This window comes from Enteractinococcus helveticum, from assembly GCF_001657475.1.
Taxonomy (GTDB): Bacteria; Actinomycetota; Actinomycetes; order Actinomycetales; family Micrococcaceae; genus Yaniella; species Yaniella helvetica.
This window is the reverse complement of record NZ_LXEY01000007.1, coordinates 16,779-37,173: the sequence shown is the minus strand read 5'-3', so window position 1 is coordinate 37,173 and position 20,395 is coordinate 16,779. Positions and strand designations below refer to the sequence as shown.

The 20,395-nt window shown below is 51.8% G+C and carries 16 protein-coding genes; 6 read left to right on the top strand and 10 right to left on the bottom strand.

What is annotated here, in order from left to right; translation table 11 throughout:
• Positions 1-84 precede the first annotated feature (84 nt).
• Positions 85-4,527: an NACHT domain-containing protein gene (locus A6F49_RS01415; protein ID WP_043056071.1), complete on the bottom strand. Its 4,443-nt coding sequence runs from the start codon at positions 4,525-4,527 to the stop codon at positions 85-87.
• Positions 4,528-5,203: 676 nt separating this feature from the next.
• On the opposite strand from A6F49_RS01415, the gene A6F49_RS01410 reads away from it, so the two are divergent.
• Together A6F49_RS01410 and A6F49_RS01405 are read left to right on the top strand one after the other, a co-directional pair.
• Positions 5,204-5,650, top strand: a complete 447-nt coding sequence (locus A6F49_RS01410) for a hypothetical protein (protein ID WP_150119340.1) — start codon at positions 5,204-5,206, stop codon at positions 5,648-5,650.
• 81 nt (positions 5,651-5,731) lie between these two features.
• Entirely contained in the window at positions 5,732-6,556 is an 825-nt protein-coding gene (locus A6F49_RS01405; RefSeq protein WP_043056752.1) for a DUF4232 domain-containing protein, read from the top strand.
• 31 nt (positions 6,557-6,587) lie between these two features.
• Here A6F49_RS01405 and A6F49_RS01400 read toward each other — a convergent pair whose 3' ends face one another.
• Positions 6,588-6,803, bottom strand: a complete 216-nt coding sequence (locus tag A6F49_RS01400; RefSeq protein WP_043056074.1) for a DUF6458 family protein — start codon at positions 6,801-6,803, stop codon at positions 6,588-6,590.
• 202 nt (positions 6,804-7,005) lie between these two features.
• Between A6F49_RS01400 and A6F49_RS17940 the strand changes: the two genes are divergently transcribed.
• Positions 7,006-7,146, top strand: coding sequence for a hypothetical protein (locus A6F49_RS17940; protein WP_161485753.1), 141 nt, complete (start codon positions 7,006-7,008; stop codon positions 7,144-7,146).
• Positions 7,147-7,343: 197 nt separating this feature from the next.
• Here A6F49_RS17940 and A6F49_RS01395 read toward each other — a convergent pair whose 3' ends face one another.
• Positions 7,344-8,258 carry a LysR family transcriptional regulator gene (locus A6F49_RS01395; protein ID WP_043056102.1) on the bottom strand — a complete coding sequence of 305 codons (915 nt, stop codon included), beginning with the start codon at positions 8,256-8,258 and terminating at the stop codon, positions 7,344-7,346.
• 103 nt (positions 8,259-8,361) lie between these two features.
• Here A6F49_RS01395 and A6F49_RS01390 point away from each other — a divergent pair, with 103 nt between their 5' ends.
• Both A6F49_RS01390 and A6F49_RS01385 read left to right on the top strand, forming a co-directional pair.
• Entirely contained in the window at positions 8,362-9,462 is a 1,101-nt protein-coding gene (locus tag A6F49_RS01390; protein ID WP_043056075.1) for a cyclase family protein, read from the top strand.
• 28 nt (positions 9,463-9,490) lie between these two features.
• Complete coding sequence (locus A6F49_RS01385) at positions 9,491-10,210, top strand: SDR family NAD(P)-dependent oxidoreductase (protein WP_043056076.1); 720 nt, start codon at positions 9,491-9,493, stop codon at positions 10,208-10,210.
• Positions 10,211-10,796: 586 nt separating this feature from the next.
• On the opposite strand, the gene A6F49_RS01380 is transcribed toward A6F49_RS01385, so the two are convergent.
• From A6F49_RS01380 to A6F49_RS01350, 7 genes are all read right to left on the bottom strand, one after another.
• Positions 10,797-11,984 carry a mandelate racemase/muconate lactonizing enzyme family protein gene (locus A6F49_RS01380; RefSeq protein ID WP_235604805.1) on the bottom strand — a complete coding sequence of 396 codons (1,188 nt, stop codon included), beginning with the start codon at positions 11,982-11,984 and terminating at the stop codon, positions 10,797-10,799.
• Between the two features lie 111 nt (positions 11,985-12,095).
• Positions 12,096-12,974 (bottom strand): LysR family transcriptional regulator, encoded by an 879-nt coding sequence (locus A6F49_RS01375; RefSeq protein ID WP_043056077.1) that lies wholly within the window; start codon positions 12,972-12,974, stop codon positions 12,096-12,098.
• 157 nt (positions 12,975-13,131) lie between these two features.
• Positions 13,132-14,013 (bottom strand): VOC family protein, encoded by an 882-nt coding sequence (locus A6F49_RS18260; RefSeq protein WP_067605470.1) that lies wholly within the window; start codon positions 14,011-14,013, stop codon positions 13,132-13,134.
• A 154-nt stretch (positions 14,014-14,167) separates the two neighbouring features.
• Positions 14,168-15,262, bottom strand: coding sequence for a TRAP transporter substrate-binding protein DctP (dctP, locus tag A6F49_RS01365; protein WP_043056078.1), 1,095 nt, complete (start codon positions 15,260-15,262; stop codon positions 14,168-14,170).
• Positions 15,259-16,158 carry an NAD(P)-dependent oxidoreductase gene (locus A6F49_RS01360; RefSeq protein ID WP_043056079.1) on the bottom strand — a complete coding sequence of 300 codons (900 nt, stop codon included), beginning with the start codon at positions 16,156-16,158 and terminating at the stop codon, positions 15,259-15,261. Before A6F49_RS01360 ends, dctP begins: the two co-directional genes overlap by 4 nt.
• Before the next feature lie 19 nt (positions 16,159-16,177).
• Positions 16,178-17,620 (bottom strand): TRAP transporter large permease, encoded by a 1,443-nt coding sequence (locus tag A6F49_RS01355; RefSeq protein WP_043056080.1) that lies wholly within the window; start codon positions 17,618-17,620, stop codon positions 16,178-16,180.
• Positions 17,617-18,144 carry a TRAP transporter small permease gene (locus tag A6F49_RS01350; protein WP_043056081.1) on the bottom strand — a complete coding sequence of 176 codons (528 nt, stop codon included), beginning with the start codon at positions 18,142-18,144 and terminating at the stop codon, positions 17,617-17,619. Before A6F49_RS01350 ends, A6F49_RS01355 begins: the two co-directional genes overlap by 4 nt.
• Positions 18,145-19,675: 1,531 nt before the next feature.
• Here A6F49_RS01350 and A6F49_RS18780 point away from each other — a divergent pair.
• The gene (locus A6F49_RS18780) at positions 19,676-20,173 is read left to right on the top strand and encodes a type IV toxin-antitoxin system AbiEi family antitoxin domain-containing protein (protein WP_043056082.1); all 498 of its coding nucleotides are present in this window, start codon (positions 19,676-19,678) and stop codon (positions 20,171-20,173) included.
• Positions 20,174-20,395: the final 222 nt, after the last annotated feature.

Below are 20,395 nucleotides of genomic sequence, written 5' to 3'. Positions count from 1 at the left end.
ATAAATCAGCGCAACTGAGGATAATGTTGTTTTATGCACAGTAATTTTGCGTTAACGACAGCAGCTTTGCACGATACACACTTATCAGCGTATTGAGTAACTTACTCGGTGGCTCCCTGCCCCTAAAATCCGCTGGACCAGGCCTGCATCTACGAGATGACCCATCCCATACCTAACTTGATGGATAGCCAGTTGAGTAGCATCACTGAGCTCCTGGGCATTTTTTGCGCCAGACTTCAGTGCGATCCATAGTGCCGCCCCATTTTTTGTGCTGACACTTGCTTGTTGTTCTAAGTCACATGTGCTCGCGTCACTACCATGTTGGTACGAACGATTTCGAAATGAATCCATCGATTGGGCCGAAACATTCGGTTCCGCAGATGACGCTTCCAAGAATCCCGCGTTCCAGCTCAGGGTTCTCTGATCCCGCAATCCGGGACTAAAGCTGTACGCTCTGGAATCAACCTTTCCGACCGTTCCATTCTCAAGTATGTATGAAGCACTTCCACTCACGAATCGATGATCATCCGTGTAGCTTCGATAAATCCCGGGTATGTGTTCGTGTCCGGCGAGTACAGTCCAAAAAATCGTGTACCCTTCGTCCTCGAGTTTAGAAATTTGACTGCGCCTGACCAAGAGCGAATTTGGCCCGCCTTCTCTTATGGAAGGATCGAATACCGCTACACCGCTACTATCTTCCCATTCGAAATCTTTGCCTGGATAAAGCTCTAAAATCCCAGCAAGCGCGCCACTTGGAACGAATCCTTGGGTCTCCTGTTCTGCCGAAGCATCCCTGTCACTTCCCGTACCCTCATAAGCGGCGCTGCACTGAATGAGATCGGCAGGTTGTGGCCCTTGAACCGATGGGCACCAATGATCCAAAACTCCTGAGCTATGAGCCCACTGAGGGTCAGAATGATGCCCACCGAGCAATGCGTTGACACTCTCACCGCTCTCTGGCATCCAGCGACCGTACCAGTCTTTCCCAACAGCCCAGGCTTTCAGCGCCCCTGCTGATTCGATGGGCACTAAATATGCGTGAATATGCATCCATATGGTCCGCGTGGGTGGCCTCTGCGCCTCAATTTCGGGAACATGTTTCTGTCGCCAATCGGGGTAACTTAGTAAATTTAGCCACTGTTCTCCATCGGGGCCAGTCACTGATATCAGTTCGAGAGGGTCAGGGACGCCGTTCATATCACTTGGATAGTCGTTGACCACTACAGCGGGGAATGTAGCCTGGGCGGGAGAAAACCACAGTGATTGTTTCGATTCGCTACGCTCCGCTGGTTTTCGAGCTAGAAGTGTTACATCAATATCGCGGGATATTATTTGTTCGCAGTATGAGTAGGGAAGAGCACTTTGTTGAGACCATGAGGGCTGAATATCGAAGTTGTCGGTGAGCGCTCCGAGAACCTCATACAAGGCTATCCATTGGTATTTTTTCCCGATGCGCTCGGCTTGACCACCCATTCGCCATCTACGAAGTCGACTATCGATGGCTCCAAATTTGTCTGGGGACCAGCCCAAATCCAAAACTCGGTCGAAAATGGCTCGCTCTGCGAAGTCAAGCATTGTGTCTTGGTCTGGTATGGCCAGTTCTCGGATAGCCGGTTTGAGCACATATGCGCCGAAATCGCCCATTTCTGAAATAGAAAGCCAGACAGAGCTATAATCACGGCCATGTCCCTCGCTCAATGCTTCAATTTCTTCTCGCGGCGTCGGTTCAGCAGGTAAAAGAGATCCATAAGGCGGCCCACCACTCGGACCATCCCAACCTGCTTCTCTAGCGGCTTCGAGGACCCTCCGAATATAGTCACGGGTTAGTAAATGTTGTGGCCACCCCTCTGCGACGAGGTCTGCAAGCGTTTTCGCGAGGCCATGGAGTGTCGTTGTGCTGGCGTTCCGCAATGAAATACCGCAGGAAGCTGCAGCCATCCGTTCAATAATGTATGGGTCATTAGTATCCGATAAGAAGCTCAGAACCTCAATGAATGCGGAAGAATCTTGCTCCCCAAGAGCCACTATTGCTTTTGTTGCATGGTCTCGCACACGCCGATCAGATGTGGTAAGAAACCACCCTAGCGTTAGTAGTGCCAAAGTTCTGGTCTCACGGCCTGGACTACCTCTACCCTCCGCCCTCATCGGCCATGCCCATTCAATTAGAGTCCGGACCGGATTTTGCACTCCTGGGTCAAGGGCATGAATGAGCCACACTGACCAAGTCGCATCTCTGTCTTCCAATGTCTGTTGCAGAAGGTGAGTGTGCAACCACTTAGCGTTCAACGGATGTCCCGGAACGCAAGCTAAAGAAATCAGCTGGGTTCTCGTCTCGTCAGCAAATTCCTCAGTATTCATGAGGCGCTCGACTAATTCTCGGGTCCGGAAGCTGACAAACTCAGATTCTCGTAGAGTCAAACTATCGAGAAAGCTGTGGATAGCAGCAACTGAAACGCTCCCATCGACGCTCATCAGGTCAAAGAGCTCAACGGCATGCTTTTCCGGCAGCATGATAGCGAGAACTGCAAGCGTGCCACGCTCGTGCCACGGATCTGGTCCCAGGGAGCGAAGCCAAGATTCGACCTCGCTCGGGGTCTTCGACGCGATCGCACTTGCTCGCGCTACATCTCCTAAACGCTGGTAGCCAAATGCCAATCGATCGACGCTTACTTCGATGAGGACGCCTTCATCTAGCAGCCCCTTCAGCAAGGATTGTGACCAGATACGTTCATCATGGAGTCCGGAAATAATCCTGTTTACATGGCTTCTCTCGAAAGTGCTGGCGTCTATCTGTGCAAGTTCACGAACTACAGCCTGCACCAGCTTCAGTTGAGGGTCATAGTCGCATCGAGCTGGACTTGAAAGGCGTAGGTTCATTGCATCAATGAAAGCGTTGCATACTGTGGTCAGACCCACCGAACCTAGGGTAAAACGAGACTCCCCTAACGTATACAGGGCTTCGCATGCCAGTCGTAAAAAGAGGGGATTCCCAAATTCTGGATTAAAAATCGGGAAAGATGGAATCTCAAGCTCATACTCTTCAGCGAAGCGGTGAACCGCAACATCTGTTTTTTCTTGAAAACCGTAGTGCTCAACTACAGGCATGTCGGTCTTTCCAATAACAGGATCTAAAAAATCGGTCCTACAGGATAGAACAAGACCAACACGAGGGAACCGCTTCAATTTGGTACGAAGAACGCGGATATCATCCAACCAACGGTCTGGCCTCAGACTTTCATTAATAGCGTCCACGATCAACAATGCTTTATTGCCTGAGGCTTCAGCGGCGGCATCAAGCAACATTAAAACGTCATCGACGGTGCCCCGTTCTTCTATCAGCTCAGGAATTTGTGGCAAGAGTGGTCGACCATCGAAATCCTGCCCGAGGAGCATCATTGTTGGACGCCCCTCAGCGATTCGTCTCCTAGCAACATCACAAAGTAAATGAGTTTTCCCTACCCCAGCGCCTCCGATTATTAGAAGCTCGCCTTCATCTGCCGCACGAGTGTCCACCGCAGAAGACAATTGGTCAGCCGAGCTGAGAGCATTGAGGGCATCTCTTGCGTTTGTAAAAAGCGACGCGGCTTCGCCGACAAAAAGCCCATCGTCGGAACGTAAGTGCTCATTTAGGAGCTCATTCACCGTCGAAACCGCCTCGAAAGCAGAATTTATCTCACTAGATGCCTTTTCAAGCCTTTCGAAGGTGTGCACGGAACTAATTACACGCGATATAGCCTCGTCTGCACGTTCCATTCGCTCTTGGCTCTGTTGGAGATCGTTTTCGAAAATATCGCGCCGAGCGTCAGGTGCTTTCCAACGCCACCTTCGAGAAGATCGCAACTGTGCAAGAACTTGTCGCCATCGGTCAACGTAGGTTGGATTGCGCCCAAGGGCGTCAAGAACCTGCACTGTATCAACTTCAATGTGCATTTCTGGACTATAACGTCGGCCAACCTTCGCGATTACTTCCTCAATGCGATTCCGTTGTGAATCGACAGTCAGTGACCTTGAGTCAAACCAGTACCTAAGACGTCCTGCGTTTTCCTGTTCGGTTAGAGCAGATGTAAGTTCGTGCCCTCCCACGAAAACAAATTCAACAGTTCTTTCCTTGTCTTCCACAAGGGACACCCAGTTCGATACCGCTTGTTTCCATAACGAATACGCGGAGGTGGAGCGTTCGTTATCACCGGCGGGTAGATCCATTGGGAATATTACAAAGTATCGTGTCAAGTTGGGTTCTTGCTCGAGTGCGCGAACAAGCGAAGCTGTGACCTGCGTTACCGCTGATGAGTCGAATTTGAATAAGTATTTGGCCTGCCACGCCCATACGTCACCGTTAGGTAAAGTCCCCTTACCTTCTCGGCCTCCATCGGGGTTTCCAAACCGTTCAAAACGTGTACCGGATGGCCACTCAGGCATCTGCTGAATCAGAATCGAAGCTAATTCCTCGAAAGCGTCCGCTCTCGAGGCAGGTCGACCATACGGACGGATACGAGAAAATTCAATATCAGGGAGAATAACTGGCATTAGTTAGGTACTTTCAGCAAGATCTAGGCTCCTACGATCGTACCGACTTTGCCTATCTATCTAAGAATAGTCTCCGAGGAGGGCCGCGAATAGGCGCTCCACGAAAAAGACGATCTGGCCATGCTGACAGACAGGGCCTATGAGCGCTGGCGTCCAAGGTAAGTCTCAGCTTCGAACAGTCTATTACGAGATACTGCTACCTCATTGTCAAGGGAGGCAGTAGAGACAATGGACGGATGGTTTACCGTAAGAAATGTCCCGGTAGGATCGCCAGAGATGTTTTTTCAGAAGCAACGAAAAATGAATTGGTGTTTGTTAGTTCTACCTCCTGATCGTTTGTAGCGCATCATCGCAAGCAGGTGGAAACCATCTGCACAGATAACAGGAGCTGGTTCTTGGCTTAGTTGTTGAGTTCAGCACGAGCCCCATAGTTCGATCTCAAATTTTTCCTTGAGGGCTAGAACGCTTCAAAAACCTAGGCAGGACAAGTTCTCCTGACGGAATTCTCAATTATCTAATCGTGAATCCTGCAATCTCACACTAGAGTCTTCAGTCGAATAGATGCATGAACTTTTCGTGTCCCGCTTGTGAAGCCTAGACTCACGGTGAATAGATTTGCATCAGCCCCTATGCTGGAATCACACCTCACACGTACGACTCGAACAGCGAGATGGACATGGGCCTCACCACGCAACGTCACCTGTGGGCTGCGCTCGGTTCGGCACTGGTCCTGGCCGCGCTCATCGTTTTGGGGTCCGTCGCGCTCCAATCCCAGGGTCTTCCGCGGCCTTGGGAAGTCGATGGCACGCACCGTCACGTCGTCCACAACCTGAACAGTCTCTACGCGTGGCTGGCAGGTTCGGCGCTGGTCGTCGGACTGCTCGGCCTATTTACACTGGTGGCAGGACGGCCAGCTCAATGGTCACGGTTCCCAGGTCGCCCACGCGGTCGGGCCTACCGATTGTGGCTAATCGCTTTAGCCATTGGAATCTTCATCACCATGTGGCTTCCCTGGTGGGCCTTCATGCAGTGGTCCGACCCCATGACAGGGCCATCGATGACGCTACTTTTCTTCGCGTCGGTTACCGCAGTGCAGTTGACGTTGTGGTGGTGGATCCGTTGACAAACCGGTCAAGACCAAGCAGCGTGGGGCTTCGCGATAGCAATCCAGCTCTTTGCGCTTGCCATCACCCTCAGCTTCGTCATGTTCGCGATCATATTCCTCGCCGCTATACGAGTCTTAGATAACGAATTCGTCTTGTTGATACTGCCAGTGTCGCACCCGATTGCACTTTTCCTCGGTCCGCTGTTGATCACCAGATCTCGGGACAGAGATTCGACTGCAAATTACGACGACGCCCCGAACAGACCTGCGTCAAAACGCCAGCGCACTGCCACCATCGCATCGATCGTCGTGATCGCCTGCACCGCAATTTGGGCAGCATGGCCACGGTATCTTACCGGTGACATCGAGCGATCTGGTCCAGAACACCACCCGTCACCTCGCATGGAGACTCCCTCGGACTCCCCTACCCCGAGCCCGATTACTCCGCCTGCGACGCCGGAACCAACCGCTGCTCCAACGCAAGCTGCATCGGCGTGCGAAGCTTCGGCATTGGATGTCACCATTGGCGGTTGGGATGCAGCCACGGGTGCTCGTGGCGCAGGAATCGTTGTTACCAACCACAGCGCAGGCGCCTGCCAGCTTCAGGGAATGCCAGACCTGCGAATTATTCAAGCCGGTCAAGATCTGGAAGTAAACGTCAGCGAATACGAACTCTCCGAAGATGGGCAGGAAACCTACTCAACCATCACCGTTGGTCCAGGCCAATCCGCTCAGGCAATCGTGTACTGGCGAGGGGAACGCGGCGCGCACCACGACGACTCCGCACAGCAAGTGCAAATCATGGTCAACGGAGCGTGGCTTGACGCTGCGTTCGAATTTCATGAGCACATGCAGCCGATGGACTCACCGTTCGATGTGCTTCCCGGCAGCGAACTCGAGATCGGCAAGTGGACTCTGCGATAAACCAAAACCCGAAAATACAGGTCGACGATCGTTACTCCTCGATAATTTCACGCCGTTCTTCAACAGGAACCACCCGCCGACGACGTGTTGTCGCATCGAAAATTAGGTTGATCACGAGCCATGCTGCACCGGCGATCATACAGATGAGCCCAATGAGACTGATATCGACTGCTGCCACTTCAACGTTGACAGCAAAATAGAGAATGGCTCCGATAACTATGAGTGCAACTGCTCCACCGTATTTCATAACCATCTCCTAGCGAGGTTTGAACTTCGGGCCGTCTGGATTGACTTTAACTCAAAACCACTGCTGACCTCCCGAAAAGGCCTCACGCGGGACAGACTCAATCGGAGCGTAGAAGACATAGCCGCACCTACTCCAAGTGATAAAATATAGGAGAGTCAACAGCAGACGCTTCGATTGCTTTCATTTAGATTCGATAGCTACATTGGCAAGCAACCCGCCCAGTTATCGGGGCATCGTCGATGACGACGTTGCTATCTCCAGGTACTTTCGGCAGGATACCATCGATTGCGCTACCGAGTGGCGAGCCGAGATTCCCTACATCGCCTATGGCATCTGGGCCTAATTGAATCGGAAAGGGCCTCTGCCTCCGAACAAATCACCATGCACCAGAAATTAGTACCGAGCATGGGATGCAACAGCAGTCACAACTTGACACGGAGTCAAGTAAAATCTGCCCGGGCAGAGCAGTACCAGACAGTAAGACAGCACAGCTTGGCTCTTGCGTGAGCTAAGAATTCCCCAGAGTACTGCACTCACCTCTTAACCGACAATAATGCCTTCCGGTTCCTCTGGGATGGGGTAGGTCTGATTAATCGCATCAATGACCGCCAGGGTAGCTTGTCCAGCTTGAGCCGACCACACCACAGTCGCCGTCAAGAACCGAGGCGTACCTGCCAACGGCAAAAACACCAGGTCACCATTCCCCACGTGCGCCACTGAGGAGACCGTGATGGTCACCCCAACCCCTGCAGCTACCAAACCCAAAATAGTGTAAGAATCCGGGGCCTCTTGCACGATCTTGGGTGTATACCCGGCCTCTGTCGTCAGCTGCAGCCCAACATCGCGCACATTCGAACCATAGGTCCCTGGAAACATCACCCAGGAATCATCCCGTAAATCATGTAAGTCAATGGAGCCCGATGTCGCCAATCGGTGATCCGATGGAAGTGCCACCAGGACTTCTTCATACTCAAACACTCGGTCAATCAGTCCTGAATGCACTAGTGGACGACGTGAAAAACTGATATCGAGATCCCCGGATACCACTCTCCCAGGACCTTGCGCACCATAGACCATTGACCGCAGATGTAAGTCGACCCCCGGCGAGTTCTCGCGAACAGCCCGAGCAATACCTGGCAACGAAGGCCGCGAACTCGCACCTGCGTAGCCTAGCCGTACGGTCCCCTGGACATGACCTTTTAAGTCGTGAGCGCTGCGATACATCAAATTGATTTCCTGCACCGCACGACGTGCGTGTGGCAACGCTGCTTGACCGGCAGTTGTCAGTGCTACTCGACGCGTGGTTCGCTCAACAAGCGCCGTGTCAAACCGATTTTCCAGCCTACGTATCAATTGACTGAACTGCGGTTGACTCACTTCGAGACGCTCAGCTGCTCGAGTGAAATGGAGCTCCTCCGCCAATGCGATGAACGCATTAATCTCCTGCAGTTTCACGAAACCTCCATCGTTGGGCCACACCATATTCATAATCTTACATTATGAATATATATCGAATCAATGTTAGACAATGGATAAATCCGCACTTAGGATAATAATCATGATTGACGATGCATCGACACTGCGAAACCTCCCTGATGGCAGCATTGAGCGACGCTGGAAAAACCGTCCTGAGCCATCCACATGGGGAGAATTTGGTCGAGATGATACCTTGGGTCGCTTGAATTTGCTGACGGCCGAAAAGGTACGTGCCGGCCTGGCCGAAATCGTCTCGCACCAGACATTCGCACTTGGTCTGCCGCTCAATTTGCCTGGTGGGACGGATCTAAACCCGAATCGTCTGCCACCGATCCATCGGCCCAATCTTCGCGGTGAGCTTGTCAACGCGAATTGCCGGTATGAGCAAATCCAACCTGGCATGACGGATGTATTCAACGACGACCTCATCATCTTGCACAATCAGTACTCATCCCAATGGGACGCGCTAGTACACGTTGGGGCACTCTTTGACGCCGACGGCGATGGCATTGCCGAACCCGTTTACTACAACGGTTTCAGAGCTGGCATTGAGGTTACCGCTCCCACGATTCCAGCCGACTGCGGTGTCCATCCCGCTGATGGACGTGAGCTCACAACAACCGCGAACTTTGGTCCCCTCGGTATCCATTCAATGGCCGCAAAGCCGATTCAAGGCAGGGCAGTCATGATCGATGTGGCACACCACTTTGGCACGCATTTCCAGCTTATTGGTTGGGCAGAGCTCTCCGCCGTCTTGGAACGGGACCGCATCGACATACAGCCCGGCGACATCATTCTGATCCATACGGGCTATGCACAATACCTCATAGATATGGCGGGAACACCAGAACCACAAGTCCTACACAACTATGGTGCTCAGCTCGACGGTTCTGACCCCCAACTGCTGAAATGGATTACCACCCAGCAAATAGCCGCAATCGCCGCCGACAATCCCGCCGTAGAACAGTTTCCTGCACCCCCACAGCCTGGGCTGACGAGTGTCCTCCCCCTGCACGAACATTGCCTTTTTAAACTCGGCGTCCCAATGGGTGAGTTATGGTATCTCACCGAGCTGGCGCAGCACCTTCGCACGGTGAATCGGACAGCCTTTCTTCTCACTGCTCCGCCGCTGAATCTTCCTGGAGCAGCCGGCTCACCAGTCAACCCGATTGCAACCGTCTAGTCAATAAAACTCAATCACAAGGAATCATATGAACTCCCAACTCTCCACCCCACCGCGCGTCCTGATTACCGGCGGAGCAAATGGAATCGGCGCAGCAATTGCACAACGTTGCCGTATTGATGGCTACGAACCCGTCATCTTGGACCGCGCCGGTGAGGACGCCATTCACTGCGACTTGTCAAATGTGGAATCAACTCAGAAGGCCCTCAAAGTCGCACTCGAAGGTGGGCCTATCACCCGACTGGTCAATAATGTAGGTGCAGTATTCCCCAACGCCATCTCCGACCAAACTGTCGAAGAATTTGAGGCCGCTATGGCATTAAACGTTCGCAGCGCTTTCCTGTGCATACAGGCGTTACTCCCCTGCATGCGTGACGCCGGGCTAGGACGAATCGTGTCAATTTCGTCCCGTGCCGCACTAGGTAAGGAACTTCGCAGCGCGTATGCTACATCGAAAGCCGGACTCCAAGGTTTGACACGCACCGTTGCACTTGAAGAAGGCCGCCATGGCATCACAGCAAACGCTATTGGCCCCGGGCCAATTGCCACGGAATTATTCGTGAATGCTAACCCAGAGGACTCTTCTCAGACACAGGCCATCCTAAGCTCAGTACCCGTGGGGCGCGTAGGTACACCTGATGAGGTTGCACACGCTGTCGCGTATCTATTGGATGACCGAAGCGGTTTCGTTACCGGTCAGACGCACTATGTATGTGGCGGTATGACTGTAGGCGCGACCCACGGATGATGTCGCGGATGAGACTCACGTAGCTTCTATTCGCGTCGGCTCAAAGTACTCCGTATTTTTACGGCACACTCGTCCAAACTCAAAAAGAGTGATGTAACGCTTTCCATGTGCAGCGGACACAAATCCGTATTTCTTGTGGGGAAGGTATTATTAGTGGATCTCTATCTGACGTCCAGTGTGCCCCGTTTGGACACGCAATAGTCGCGCCTGCCCGTCGAGTATCGACCTACCGAACCGAACTGCTCAATAGACACTGTCCTAGACCGGGCTAGGAATTATGCCAATCACACATGAACCCAGTGCAAATCACAACGACGACGCAGTGACACGATATCAGCCGGTAATTTGAGCGCCCGGAAGCGTCACCTAGATCCGCTACCTTCAACATCGGGTTCGTATACTTTGCTCTCCGAAGTCCAGATCAGTACTTCTCAGTGGTCAGAAGTTATGCAGATTCCGGTGAAGTTACTAGGAGTCTCATACTATTTCACAGCCGAAACAGCCAGATGAAGAGCGTTCCACCATATCCACAAAACGCGGGGCCGGTAGAGTGAACTGCCCCGCGTTTTATTTGATTTATGACCCGTTATTTATCGAGTCGATAGTACTCGAGCTTATCTGGATCAATAGAGGCACCGTAGCCCGGTCGCTGCGAAATTTTGGCATAGCCATCCACAATTTCAATAGGCTCGGCTTGGAGGTCATCCTGCATATCCAAGAAGTTGGAGACTTCCGCTGGGAGTAAAGACGTCTCGTAGAATGCTGCACCAAAGGCAATCGTGGCCATGGAACCAACTTGGGTATCGATTTGGTTCCCGAGCACTATATCAACACCTCCTGAGGAACACAGGCCCCAAATGCGTAAAGAATCTGTGATCCCGGTACGGGCCGTTTTAATGGACACAGCAGAACCATCGCCGTCTTGCAACGCCCTCCACACTGCAGTTGGGGTGGGGGCTGACTCATCGACCACAAATGGGATGTTAGTGTGCTGCACAATTTGGCGCCGACCGAATCCTTCACTTGCAGGATTCAGTTCTTCTACAAAACGCAGGTTGATATCTTCAAGAGCCTTCAACACATATTGGCTTTCACGTGCATTCCAGCCGCGATTGCCGTCGATATAGAGCACAACTTCGTCACCAAACTCGCGACGAATCGCGCGGCAAACTTCGATATCGTCGTGGATCGGACGACGTCCAACCTTAATTTTATATGCGGAGATGCCGTATCTGTCGGTCAGGTCTTGTACTTCCTCAAGAACGTCGCGGGTGTCTGCGAAGCCGACCATATGTGCTACCTGAAGACGGTCTGTGTAGCCGCCGAGCATCGCAGTCAATGTGGTGTTTGCAGTCTTGGCCTTGATATCCCAAAGTGCGATATCGATGGCTGCCTTCGCAACATTATTTCCGACAGTCCGTTTGAGAACCTCATGGACGCGAGCATTCTGCTCAACAGGAGTGCCTATAAGTTGTGGGGCCATTATCTTGTTGATGACCGCAAGGATAGACTCTTGAGTTTCACCGTAGGTATACGGCCGTGGTGGCGCATCTGCGATACCGACCAAACCGTTGTTGGTGGTAACCCGTACGAGAACGTGATCAGCTTTATCCACAAACCCTGATGCGAACCGAAGTGGCTTCGCATAGTCGATACAATAGGGAATCGCTTCAATTTTCGCGATCATATCCATGGTTGATGATGACATCCTGGTGGATGTCGTCCTCCTATTCAAATAAGTTGTTCTGTGGTTATCACCGTTGATTGTGCGCACGCTTGAGCTACCAACGTCGGCGCACATCATTGGTGGTGACAAGGCGCATAAGAACGCCCTGGAAATTTGAACCGTCTTGTATAAGCATCGCCACGGAACGAGGCTGGTTATTTAGATAGAGAAGTTCGAGCTCAATATCGCTGCGATGGCTTTCTTTATTAGCTCGCTATGTTCATTCGAACGCGATGCAAGTTCGAGCCCGACCTGGGGTAAGTCGCCGATTCTTGCGTAGCGAAGCCCCGGCAATTTCAGCACCTCAGCCGATTCTGGTACGATGCCCACGCCCACACCGGCAGCTACCATCGCCATCATGGAAGAGGTGTGTGGCACATCAATAATTTTAGAGACTATAGAAGGGGCTTCTTCTAAGTGCCGACGAACCATTCTGCCGACCTCAGATTTCTCAGGTGGGTAGCAGAGGATCGTTCTTTGGCTGAGTTCCGACATCGCGACCACTTTGCCCACTGAGTCTTGCTCCTGGATCACTGCAACGAGTGGCTCATACCCAAGTACGTCAATACGTATATCATCACTAACCGAAGCATTACGTACTAAACCAATATCAAGTTCGTTGTTTCGAATCATCTGGAGCTGAACATCCGTGAAGAACTCTGGAATAACCTCAATGTCGGCTTCCGGGAGCGCCTGACGGATGAACTGTACTATGGTTGGAAGCTGTCGGTACATGGCTGAACCGACGACACCTAACCGGATCACGCCTCGATTACCTAGGGCAAGCTCCTGTACTTCGAATTTTGCGCTGTCGACTTTGTGGAGGATGTCGACAGCGTACTCCAGGAGCAATTCACCGGCTGCGGTCAACTCGACCTTCCGAGTGCTTCTGTCAAGAAGTTTAACCCCGAGTTCGCGCTCCAAGGATAAAATTCGTTGTGACAATGGAGGTTGAGTCAGGCGTAGCGCGTCGGCTGCTTTACCGAAATGTCTGTGCTCAGCAACTTTCACGAACGCTTCGAGCTGTCTCAACTCCATAGGGATCTCTACTTTCTATCAAACCACGAGCAAGGTGCCATCCTGTCGAGCTCCAACCGAGTGGTCTACTATGATTGCATCGTCTCAGGAAACAAATCACGCAGGTGCTTTTCGTTTCTTGATGACGGTAGCATCTTCAGCAGGCATAGGTTTTTGGTTAGGCGTCCACCTGATGAATTTCAACCACGTTTCCTGCTGGGTCTGGTAGGAAAATCTGATGCCAGGTTTTAATCGCCCATTTTTCGTAGTCCGAATACGGGATACCATTGGCCATGAGCCGTTCGATGACAGCATTCATATCGTCGGTGCGGAAGGCAATGTGCCCATGCATCAAGCCGTTCACAGACTGCCCCGAGTCGTAACCTGCGTAGGCTCGTCTTGTGGTGGCATGCAGCTGTAGCAGGTGTTCGTCACCGGCATCGAAGAATTGTGCAGAATCACCCCAAGTCTTATTCTTGCCGTCGTCGCCGGTCATACCCGGTGACGGCAGTCGCTCTAGTCCCAGAACCTGATTATAGAAGCGATTCAGCGCGTCAATATCGTCACCGCAAACATTCACATGATGCAAACGCAGATGGCCAACAGGCGTAAATTCCTGGAGCTCAGTCATCTCATCAACCTGGTGAATTTCAATGATGTTGCCGGCCGGGTCTGCTAAGAAAATCTGTCGCCAGTTTTCTATAGCCCAATATCCGTAGTCGGCGAAGGGCACGTTATGAGCGTTGAGTCGCTCGATGATTTCCTCAATGTCATCGGTACGAAAACACAGATGACCGTTTGCCAGCGGATTGATCGGCTGGTTGTATTCAAAGCTCGCGTAGGGGCGTCGTTTGGTGATATGGAACTGTAATTCATCTGGATGTCCTGCCTGAAAGAAGGCGGCGGTGTCGCCCCATGTCTGGGACTCCGGGGCGACACCCTCATCGCCCGTCATCGACGGTGGCGCCAATTGGGTCAGTCCGAGTCCTTCAGTGTAGAATTTCGTTAAGGCGCCCATATCGTCGCCGCAAACATTTATGTGGTGCAATCGCAGTGCCATAGAGTGGCCCTCCAAATAGTGTTGTTATCGCATGTGTGCAGTGTGCGCCGCTATTCCTCGCACACTGCACACAGTTGTATTTAGTTTGTGGTCTTCGGCATCACGCGTCTTGACACGCTTGCCAAATAGGTAGCGTAGGTGGTGTTCGCCGGCGTTACTCACCGGCGCACTGGTTCACTCCCGAGACAAAATCGCTGTCATGTTTCTCCAGCAGGGACTGGAATTCGTCCCACAGACCATCGGCATTTTCTGTTGAACCAGAAACATCCGATTTCCATTGGTCAATCAAGGATGTCCCGATCTCCGTACGCCATGCTTCTTTAGCGCTGTCTTCCCAGACGGTGACTTCTACGCCAGCGTCTTGCAGCTCACCACAAATTTGAGCATCAAATTCTTGAAGAATTTCTTGGTGCTTCTCCGGAATCTGAGCAGCAATGTCAGTGACAATCTGCTGATTTTCCTCTGAAAGTTGCTCCCAGGCGTGGTCTCCAATAATGAAAGCGTTTGCAGTGTAAATGCCAATGCCTGGTTCGGAAATATGCGATGTGACTTCTTCCAGACTCTGGACCGTAATGTTGTCGAAGATCTGGGTGCTCCAGCCTTCAATCATTCCGCGCTGCATGGACTCATAGATTTCAGGAGACGGTATAGAAACCACGTTCACGTCGGCGTCGGTCATAGCGGTTGCGGTGAAACCTGTTGCACGTAAGGTCATGCCCTCGAGGTCTTCGACTTGGGAAACCGCACCATTAGTGCCCAGAGTCGACACACCATTACCACCGAAGGTAAGCGGAATGACGCCAGCGTTCTCCCACTCCGAACGGAACTCCTCATTAGTTTCGTATAATTCAGCGTATGACTCTCGTACGGCGACCGGATCTTCTGTTACAAACGGTACGGTAGCCATTTGTGACAGTGGCAATTCAGCGGGATTGTAGAGCACTGTCATGAATCCCATGTCAGCGCGTCCATCAGACACTCCTGGGAGGATATCTGGACCGCCCAACAGCCCGCTGTCCCACACTGGATCGACGGTGACGGCACCATCAGTTTGCGCCTCAATTTCGTCGAAAGCCCACTGGAATGCCTGTGACTCTGGCATCCGTGATCCAAGATAACTGGCAAACTGTAGCTTGACACTGCTTTCGCTGGCTCCCGCCGCAGAGTCGCCCCCATCGCCGCTGCCACATGCGGTCAATGCTAACGCCATAATGGCTAGGCCACCGAGGGTACCCGTGATTTTCTTCATGCGTCTTGTCCTCCATTGTTCAGGGTTTTCTGCCGATACAAATCGGCAACATAGGTATCGTCAACTGATAGTCCGGCAGATTCTGCAGCTTCATGGAAGATGGCAGCAGCACTGTGGACAAGCGGACTATACGCTCCGACATGTTTCGCGGTTTGGCTAATGAGTTCAGTATCCTTGCGAAAAATGGCGAGAGCGGTATCAAATTCGCGTTCTTGCGCAGGTAGAGCCATTCGAGGATATCGTTCACGCATCATCCAAGAGTCGCCTGCGCCACTGATAAGAATCTGGCTCAAATTTGCAGGATCAAGTCCAAGTGTTTCAGCAAGATTTACTGCTTCTGCGGCCGCAACGAGGTGCACCGAAGAAAGGAGATTATTGATTAGCTTAACTGATTGACCTTGTCCAGGTTCGGTCCCCACCTGGACGAAACTTCCGATAACGCCGTCCAGTACATCGATGACCTTCTGGACGTCCTGATCACTACCACTGCACATGAACTTCAGAACGCCTTTTTTAGCTCCGGAGACGCCACCAGTCATAGGGCAATCCACGACTCGCACTCCGTATGGGGCAACTCGTGAAGCAAATTGTGCCAAGAATTCAGGGCCAACGGTGCTTAAGACCAGGGCAATGCGGGAGCGACTAGTACCATTCAACTCGAGAGCCTCATAGACGGACTCCAGTTGGTCTGCGGATGCCACACAGATCACGATAAGTTCTGAATCCCAAGCATCGGGGATCTGCTCGCTAGCTCGAATGCCAAGCGTTGCTAATGTTTTAACTGTGTCCCGATTGGCATCGACGACGAGAGGGCTAAGCCTGGCTTTCGCAATATTTTCGGCGATTGGAAAGCCCATGGCACCGGCGCCGATAACGCCTATTGTTGGAGTTTTCATGCTAATTATACTTTCTCACTCAAAGAGTGTCTGATGATGCTAAGTCTGGTAACCACGTGATGAGTTCGGGGAAGATCATCAGCAGCGCAATGACGGCAAATTCGACGAGAACAAACGGGAAAATCTCTTTAAAGATCCCCTCGGGAGTCATCTTCTTGTGCATCCCGGCCGCAACGAAAACATTGAGACCAAAGGGTGGGGTGACCAAGCCAATTTCGATGGCCTTCACAACAAGGAGGCCATACCAAATGCCGTTGACACCCATATCATCGAGAATCGGCCAAATCAGTGGGACCACAATGATCATGATCGTATACGAGTCTAGGAAACATCCCAGGATGAGCAACAAGACCAGCGAAATGATAATGATCCACGTCGAGTTCAGATCCCACGATGTTACTGACCTCACCAGCTCGTTCGGTAGACCTGTCCGCACCAGGAAGAACCCGAAAACGGCGCCACCTGCCAGTAACGCGAAAATCATGGAGGTCATCGCCCCAGTGTCAACCAGGCTGTCACGAATGTCAGTGGTTACACGGCGAACACCGAATTTACGCAACCGTATGATCAAGACGAGAAGAGCGACCACCGCTGCAATCGCGCCGGACTCGGTTGCGGTAAAAAGCCCGCCGTAAACACCACCGATGACGATGGCGAAAATCAGCAGCACGAAGAGTGCTCCGGTAATATTTTTACGTGAAAGGCCTTTTGGTGCTTGGTCCAAGCCCTCTCCGGTTCCGGTGCCAATGTTCAATGCCTGTGAGGACGGCGTAGAGCCCCCGACCGCAGCGGTGACCAGTGTTTTAGTAGAAACGTTTTTCTTCTCGGTTATTTTCTTCTCGGTGAGTTTGCCGCGTTTGAACTGCACAATAGTTGCTAAAGAATAAGCAATAACCGTTACGATGGCGGGAACAACACAGGCGATCAGCAGCGCACCGATCGAGGTTCCCGTCATAGATCCGAATATCACGATGATAATGCTGGGTGGGATGAGAACTCCGAGAGTTCCTCCCATAGCCACCAGTGCACCGGCGGAATTGATCTTGTATCCGCGAGATTCCATCTCTCCAATAGCAATGCGCCCAACGGTAGCGACAGTTGCCGAGCTGGAACCGGTCACTGCAGAGAATCCAGCCGACGCCAAAATGGTGGCAATTCCTAAGCCGCCCGGCAGCTTGCCCACGATTTTCTCAGAAACAGCAAACAGATCCTCAGCTAATCCTGCCTTCCCGCTGAGGACCCCCATGAGAACGAACATGGGAATGATGAGGAGACTGTATGAGGCTACGGCGTCAAAGGTGTTGCTACCTATGGCGATATTGGCGACGTTAAATCCGTCGAGTAGCAGAAGGCCGATCGCCCCCGAAGCTGCAAGTGCCAACCAGATGGGCTGTGCCATGAAGATCATGGCTAGCAGGACGCAGAGTGCAATAATCGTGACGAGAGAAGCATCGAGCATCATGATTGGTCACCAGCTTGTTCTAGAACGGTATTTTCTGAGGTCTCGGGACGTGTCCACTGAACCGCAGATCTCACATATTCAACGGAGTAAGCGATGATGCCGACAGCCAAGAACGCTCGAGCTGGCCAAATTTCGACCTTAGTAAGCCCAAATCGGTATTCGCCAGTGGTAAAAGACGTGATGGTGTTACCAACAGAAACCCAAGCCAATGCAGCAATGGCCAAAATACCGACAACAGAACCGGCGATGATCAGGATTCGCGAAACATGCGGCGGTAGAATATTCGTCAACAGAGATGTTCTGATGTGAAAACCGCGGTTTTGTGCCGCTGGAAGAGCGAGGAATACCACCGCTACCATCAAAATTTCACTGTATTCCAACACTCCGGGAATGGCGCTGCCTCCGCTCGACCGGGAAATGACGTCCGCGACGGTAATCGCCATTAGGACGACAACTAAGAATCCCGAAATCACACCCAGTGGAAGAGACACCCACTTCGTGTACTTCAATGTCTTCACATTCATAACAGTGTTCTCAATCTGATCGTATTATCAATTCGCCTATGTCCCTTACTAGCCATTGGAATTGGCCTAAGAACGTAGTCATTTGGGGCACATGCATACATAGCAGGCTCGCTTGTGTGACTCTGAAAGACAGGTTTTATCCCGTCTCTTGGATTAGTCCAAGCAAGATTTAATCTTTCCAGCGTGATCACTCCCCTTACATCTGACGCAACGGAGTGATTCATTCTTTGAATGGAAAAACGGAACTACTTTTCAGAATCGTCTATCGCATTAAGTATGTTGTTTTACACTCATGTGTCTTCCTAAAGAACTAAGTATCTAGTAAGCAAATCACATGAGTCCAATGTTACAAGCGACTCAATCAATTCACGGAGGGAATAACTCGAGGGAGAATGAAGTCCTGTCTAGTTCACAATTCCCTACCGTTACACGGGAACCACTTCTGCCGCAGCATTTCAACTTTGATAATCCACTGAGATGTACTTATAAAAAATAAGGCTCAATAACTAAGAGGTTTCATGTATCGCCTGATATAAAAACAAACTTGACCTGTAACACATTCGCAGTCGATCAAGTAACACCATAAAGATCAATCATCAAATATTCAGTTGACCAACGAATCGACTCGTCATTATTCAGCAAGCAATACCGCAACAGAGTGCACCTTGCCCAGACGACTCAAAAAAATCACTCGCAGAAATACTTTTCTCTCGAATGCGGCGCTTGAATGACGCAGGAGCTGCTAGATCTCCGTCATAGCTTAATTGTGACCTCGACGTTATGCATGCTGCCGACATCACCGAAAGCATCCTGCCCCTTGAGCGACAGATTGGTCGACACAATCAGATTGTTGGCTGAGACTGCTGTCCAGGCACAGCCTCGGCCACCGAAATCGTCCAGATTGCAGAAAGCTGGTTGAGGCTAGTATCTTCGACCGGAGGTCCGCCTCTACACCCGATATGTGATGGTGTTGGATAACGGCGACCGAAACCAAGTCTCCTGGGAATTGCGAATCGCCGGTGACCCACGTCGGGACACCGTCCAACTAGTGGACCCCGTGGATTATGCAGGGCACGCCGAACTGCTTGCTCTCAAAGGGCGTCCGAGTAGAAGATCCAGCTAATATCGATACTGCCTGAGACCAGGACCTTGCCGCAGACCGGCCTGTAGCACTGAGCGTGAAAGCTGATCCCAACACCCCTCCCCTGCCGGCACATAATACTCTTGAATAAGCGGGCGGCTTCCCTATCTGCCAATTTGTTGCTGGCTGGCGACCCAGCAACAGCGCGGGTCATCAACCAAAGCGTGCGATCAGGTGCCGCCCGTTTATTTGAACGAATGCGCACGAAGTTCAACGACTCATCAATATAATGCCCGTGGGCTGTCGCTGATAAGTGTCTGCGCCAGTCGCTGACGCAGGGAGCGATAAACAACAATCCGCTGAAATATCTGCACAACCGTACTGTTTTCGGTACACTTTTGCAGTTATGTAGGGTGCATAACTTACCGTGATCAGTTTCGCCGAATCACGATGTACCAGCAAGGCATAGTCACTACCTGCAACGCGGACGAGCTCGACATCCCCGTTGTCGAATTGCGAAAGCTTGCACAACGTGGCCCCCTGCGCAGGCTTGGTCATGGCGTCTACCGATTCGACGATTTTCCTCAAACAGTTGACTCAACTGAAGCTGAAGCCGTGGCAATGGTAGGCGGACATGTGTACCTCGAAGGTAAGTCTGTTTTGGCCCTGTTAGGGCTGGGCCATGCCAAGCCAGCCAGAATCGAAATCGCAACTACCCGACAAAATCGCCGTATTCTTCCTCGATGGATACAGGTGACGCAGCGAACCACACTGAAGGTTGACGAAACCACCCGGTATCATGGGGTCCCGTCCGTATATTTGCAGCACACGCTACGGCAGATACAACATAAAATTCCTCGGTTGCGATGGGAAGAAGCCATTGAGCAGGCTGCCAACCGTGAACTCCTCGGCCCGAGCCAAGTCCGGACCCTTCTAACTCCGAAGTGAGAAGATACCTCGTGACTACAGCCACACTATTCCGCAGTTCAAAAAGGTTTTACGCCCTGGCCGTTTGATCGGCCCTCAACGCTGAGGACTACAGGGACGGTTCCGGGGCGTCTAGCACCAGACCAATAGAAACACTTCGGACAAAAGATTCAAGGCAACGGAGTCAGCTCGACAGGCATCAGTCAAATCTGGATGGTGCACGGCCAGTAAACCGACACTTAT

Bases quoted from the DNA above. Each gene is read 5' to 3' on its own strand.
- A6F49_RS18780 (WP_043056082.1), top strand. From the start codon at position 19,676: ATGTACCAGCAAGGCATAGTCACTACCTGCAACGCGGACGAGCTCGAC.
- A6F49_RS01375 (WP_043056077.1), bottom strand. From the start codon at position 12,974: ATGGAGTTGAGACAGCTCGAAGCGTTCGTGAAAGTTGCTGAGCACAGA.
- A6F49_RS01355 (WP_043056080.1), bottom strand. From the start codon at position 17,620: ATGATGCTCGATGCTTCTCTCGTCACGATTATTGCACTCTGCGTCCTG.
- dctP (WP_043056078.1), bottom strand. From the start codon at position 15,262: ATGAAGAAAATCACGGGTACCCTCGGTGGCCTAGCCATTATGGCGTTA.
- A6F49_RS01360 (WP_043056079.1), bottom strand. From the start codon at position 16,158: ATGAAAACTCCAACAATAGGCGTTATCGGCGCCGGTGCCATGGGCTTT.
- A6F49_RS01410 (WP_150119340.1), top strand. From the start codon at position 5,204: ATGGGCCTCACCACGCAACGTCACCTGTGGGCTGCGCTCGGTTCGGCA.
- A6F49_RS01405 (WP_043056752.1), top strand. From the start codon at position 5,732: ATGTTCGCGATCATATTCCTCGCCGCTATACGAGTCTTAGATAACGAA.
- A6F49_RS01385 (WP_043056076.1), top strand. From the start codon at position 9,491: ATGAACTCCCAACTCTCCACCCCACCGCGCGTCCTGATTACCGGCGGA.
- A6F49_RS01415 (WP_043056071.1), bottom strand. From the start codon at position 4,527: ATGCCAGTTATTCTCCCTGATATTGAATTTTCTCGTATCCGTCCGTAT.
- A6F49_RS01390 (WP_043056075.1), top strand. From the start codon at position 8,362: ATGATTGACGATGCATCGACACTGCGAAACCTCCCTGATGGCAGCATT.
- A6F49_RS18260 (WP_067605470.1), bottom strand. From the start codon at position 14,013: ATGGCACTGCGATTGCACCACATAAATGTTTGCGGCGACGATATGGGC.
- A6F49_RS01350 (WP_043056081.1), bottom strand. From the start codon at position 18,144: ATGAATGTGAAGACATTGAAGTACACGAAGTGGGTGTCTCTTCCACTG.
- A6F49_RS01400 (WP_043056074.1), bottom strand. From the start codon at position 6,803: ATGAAATACGGTGGAGCAGTTGCACTCATAGTTATCGGAGCCATTCTC.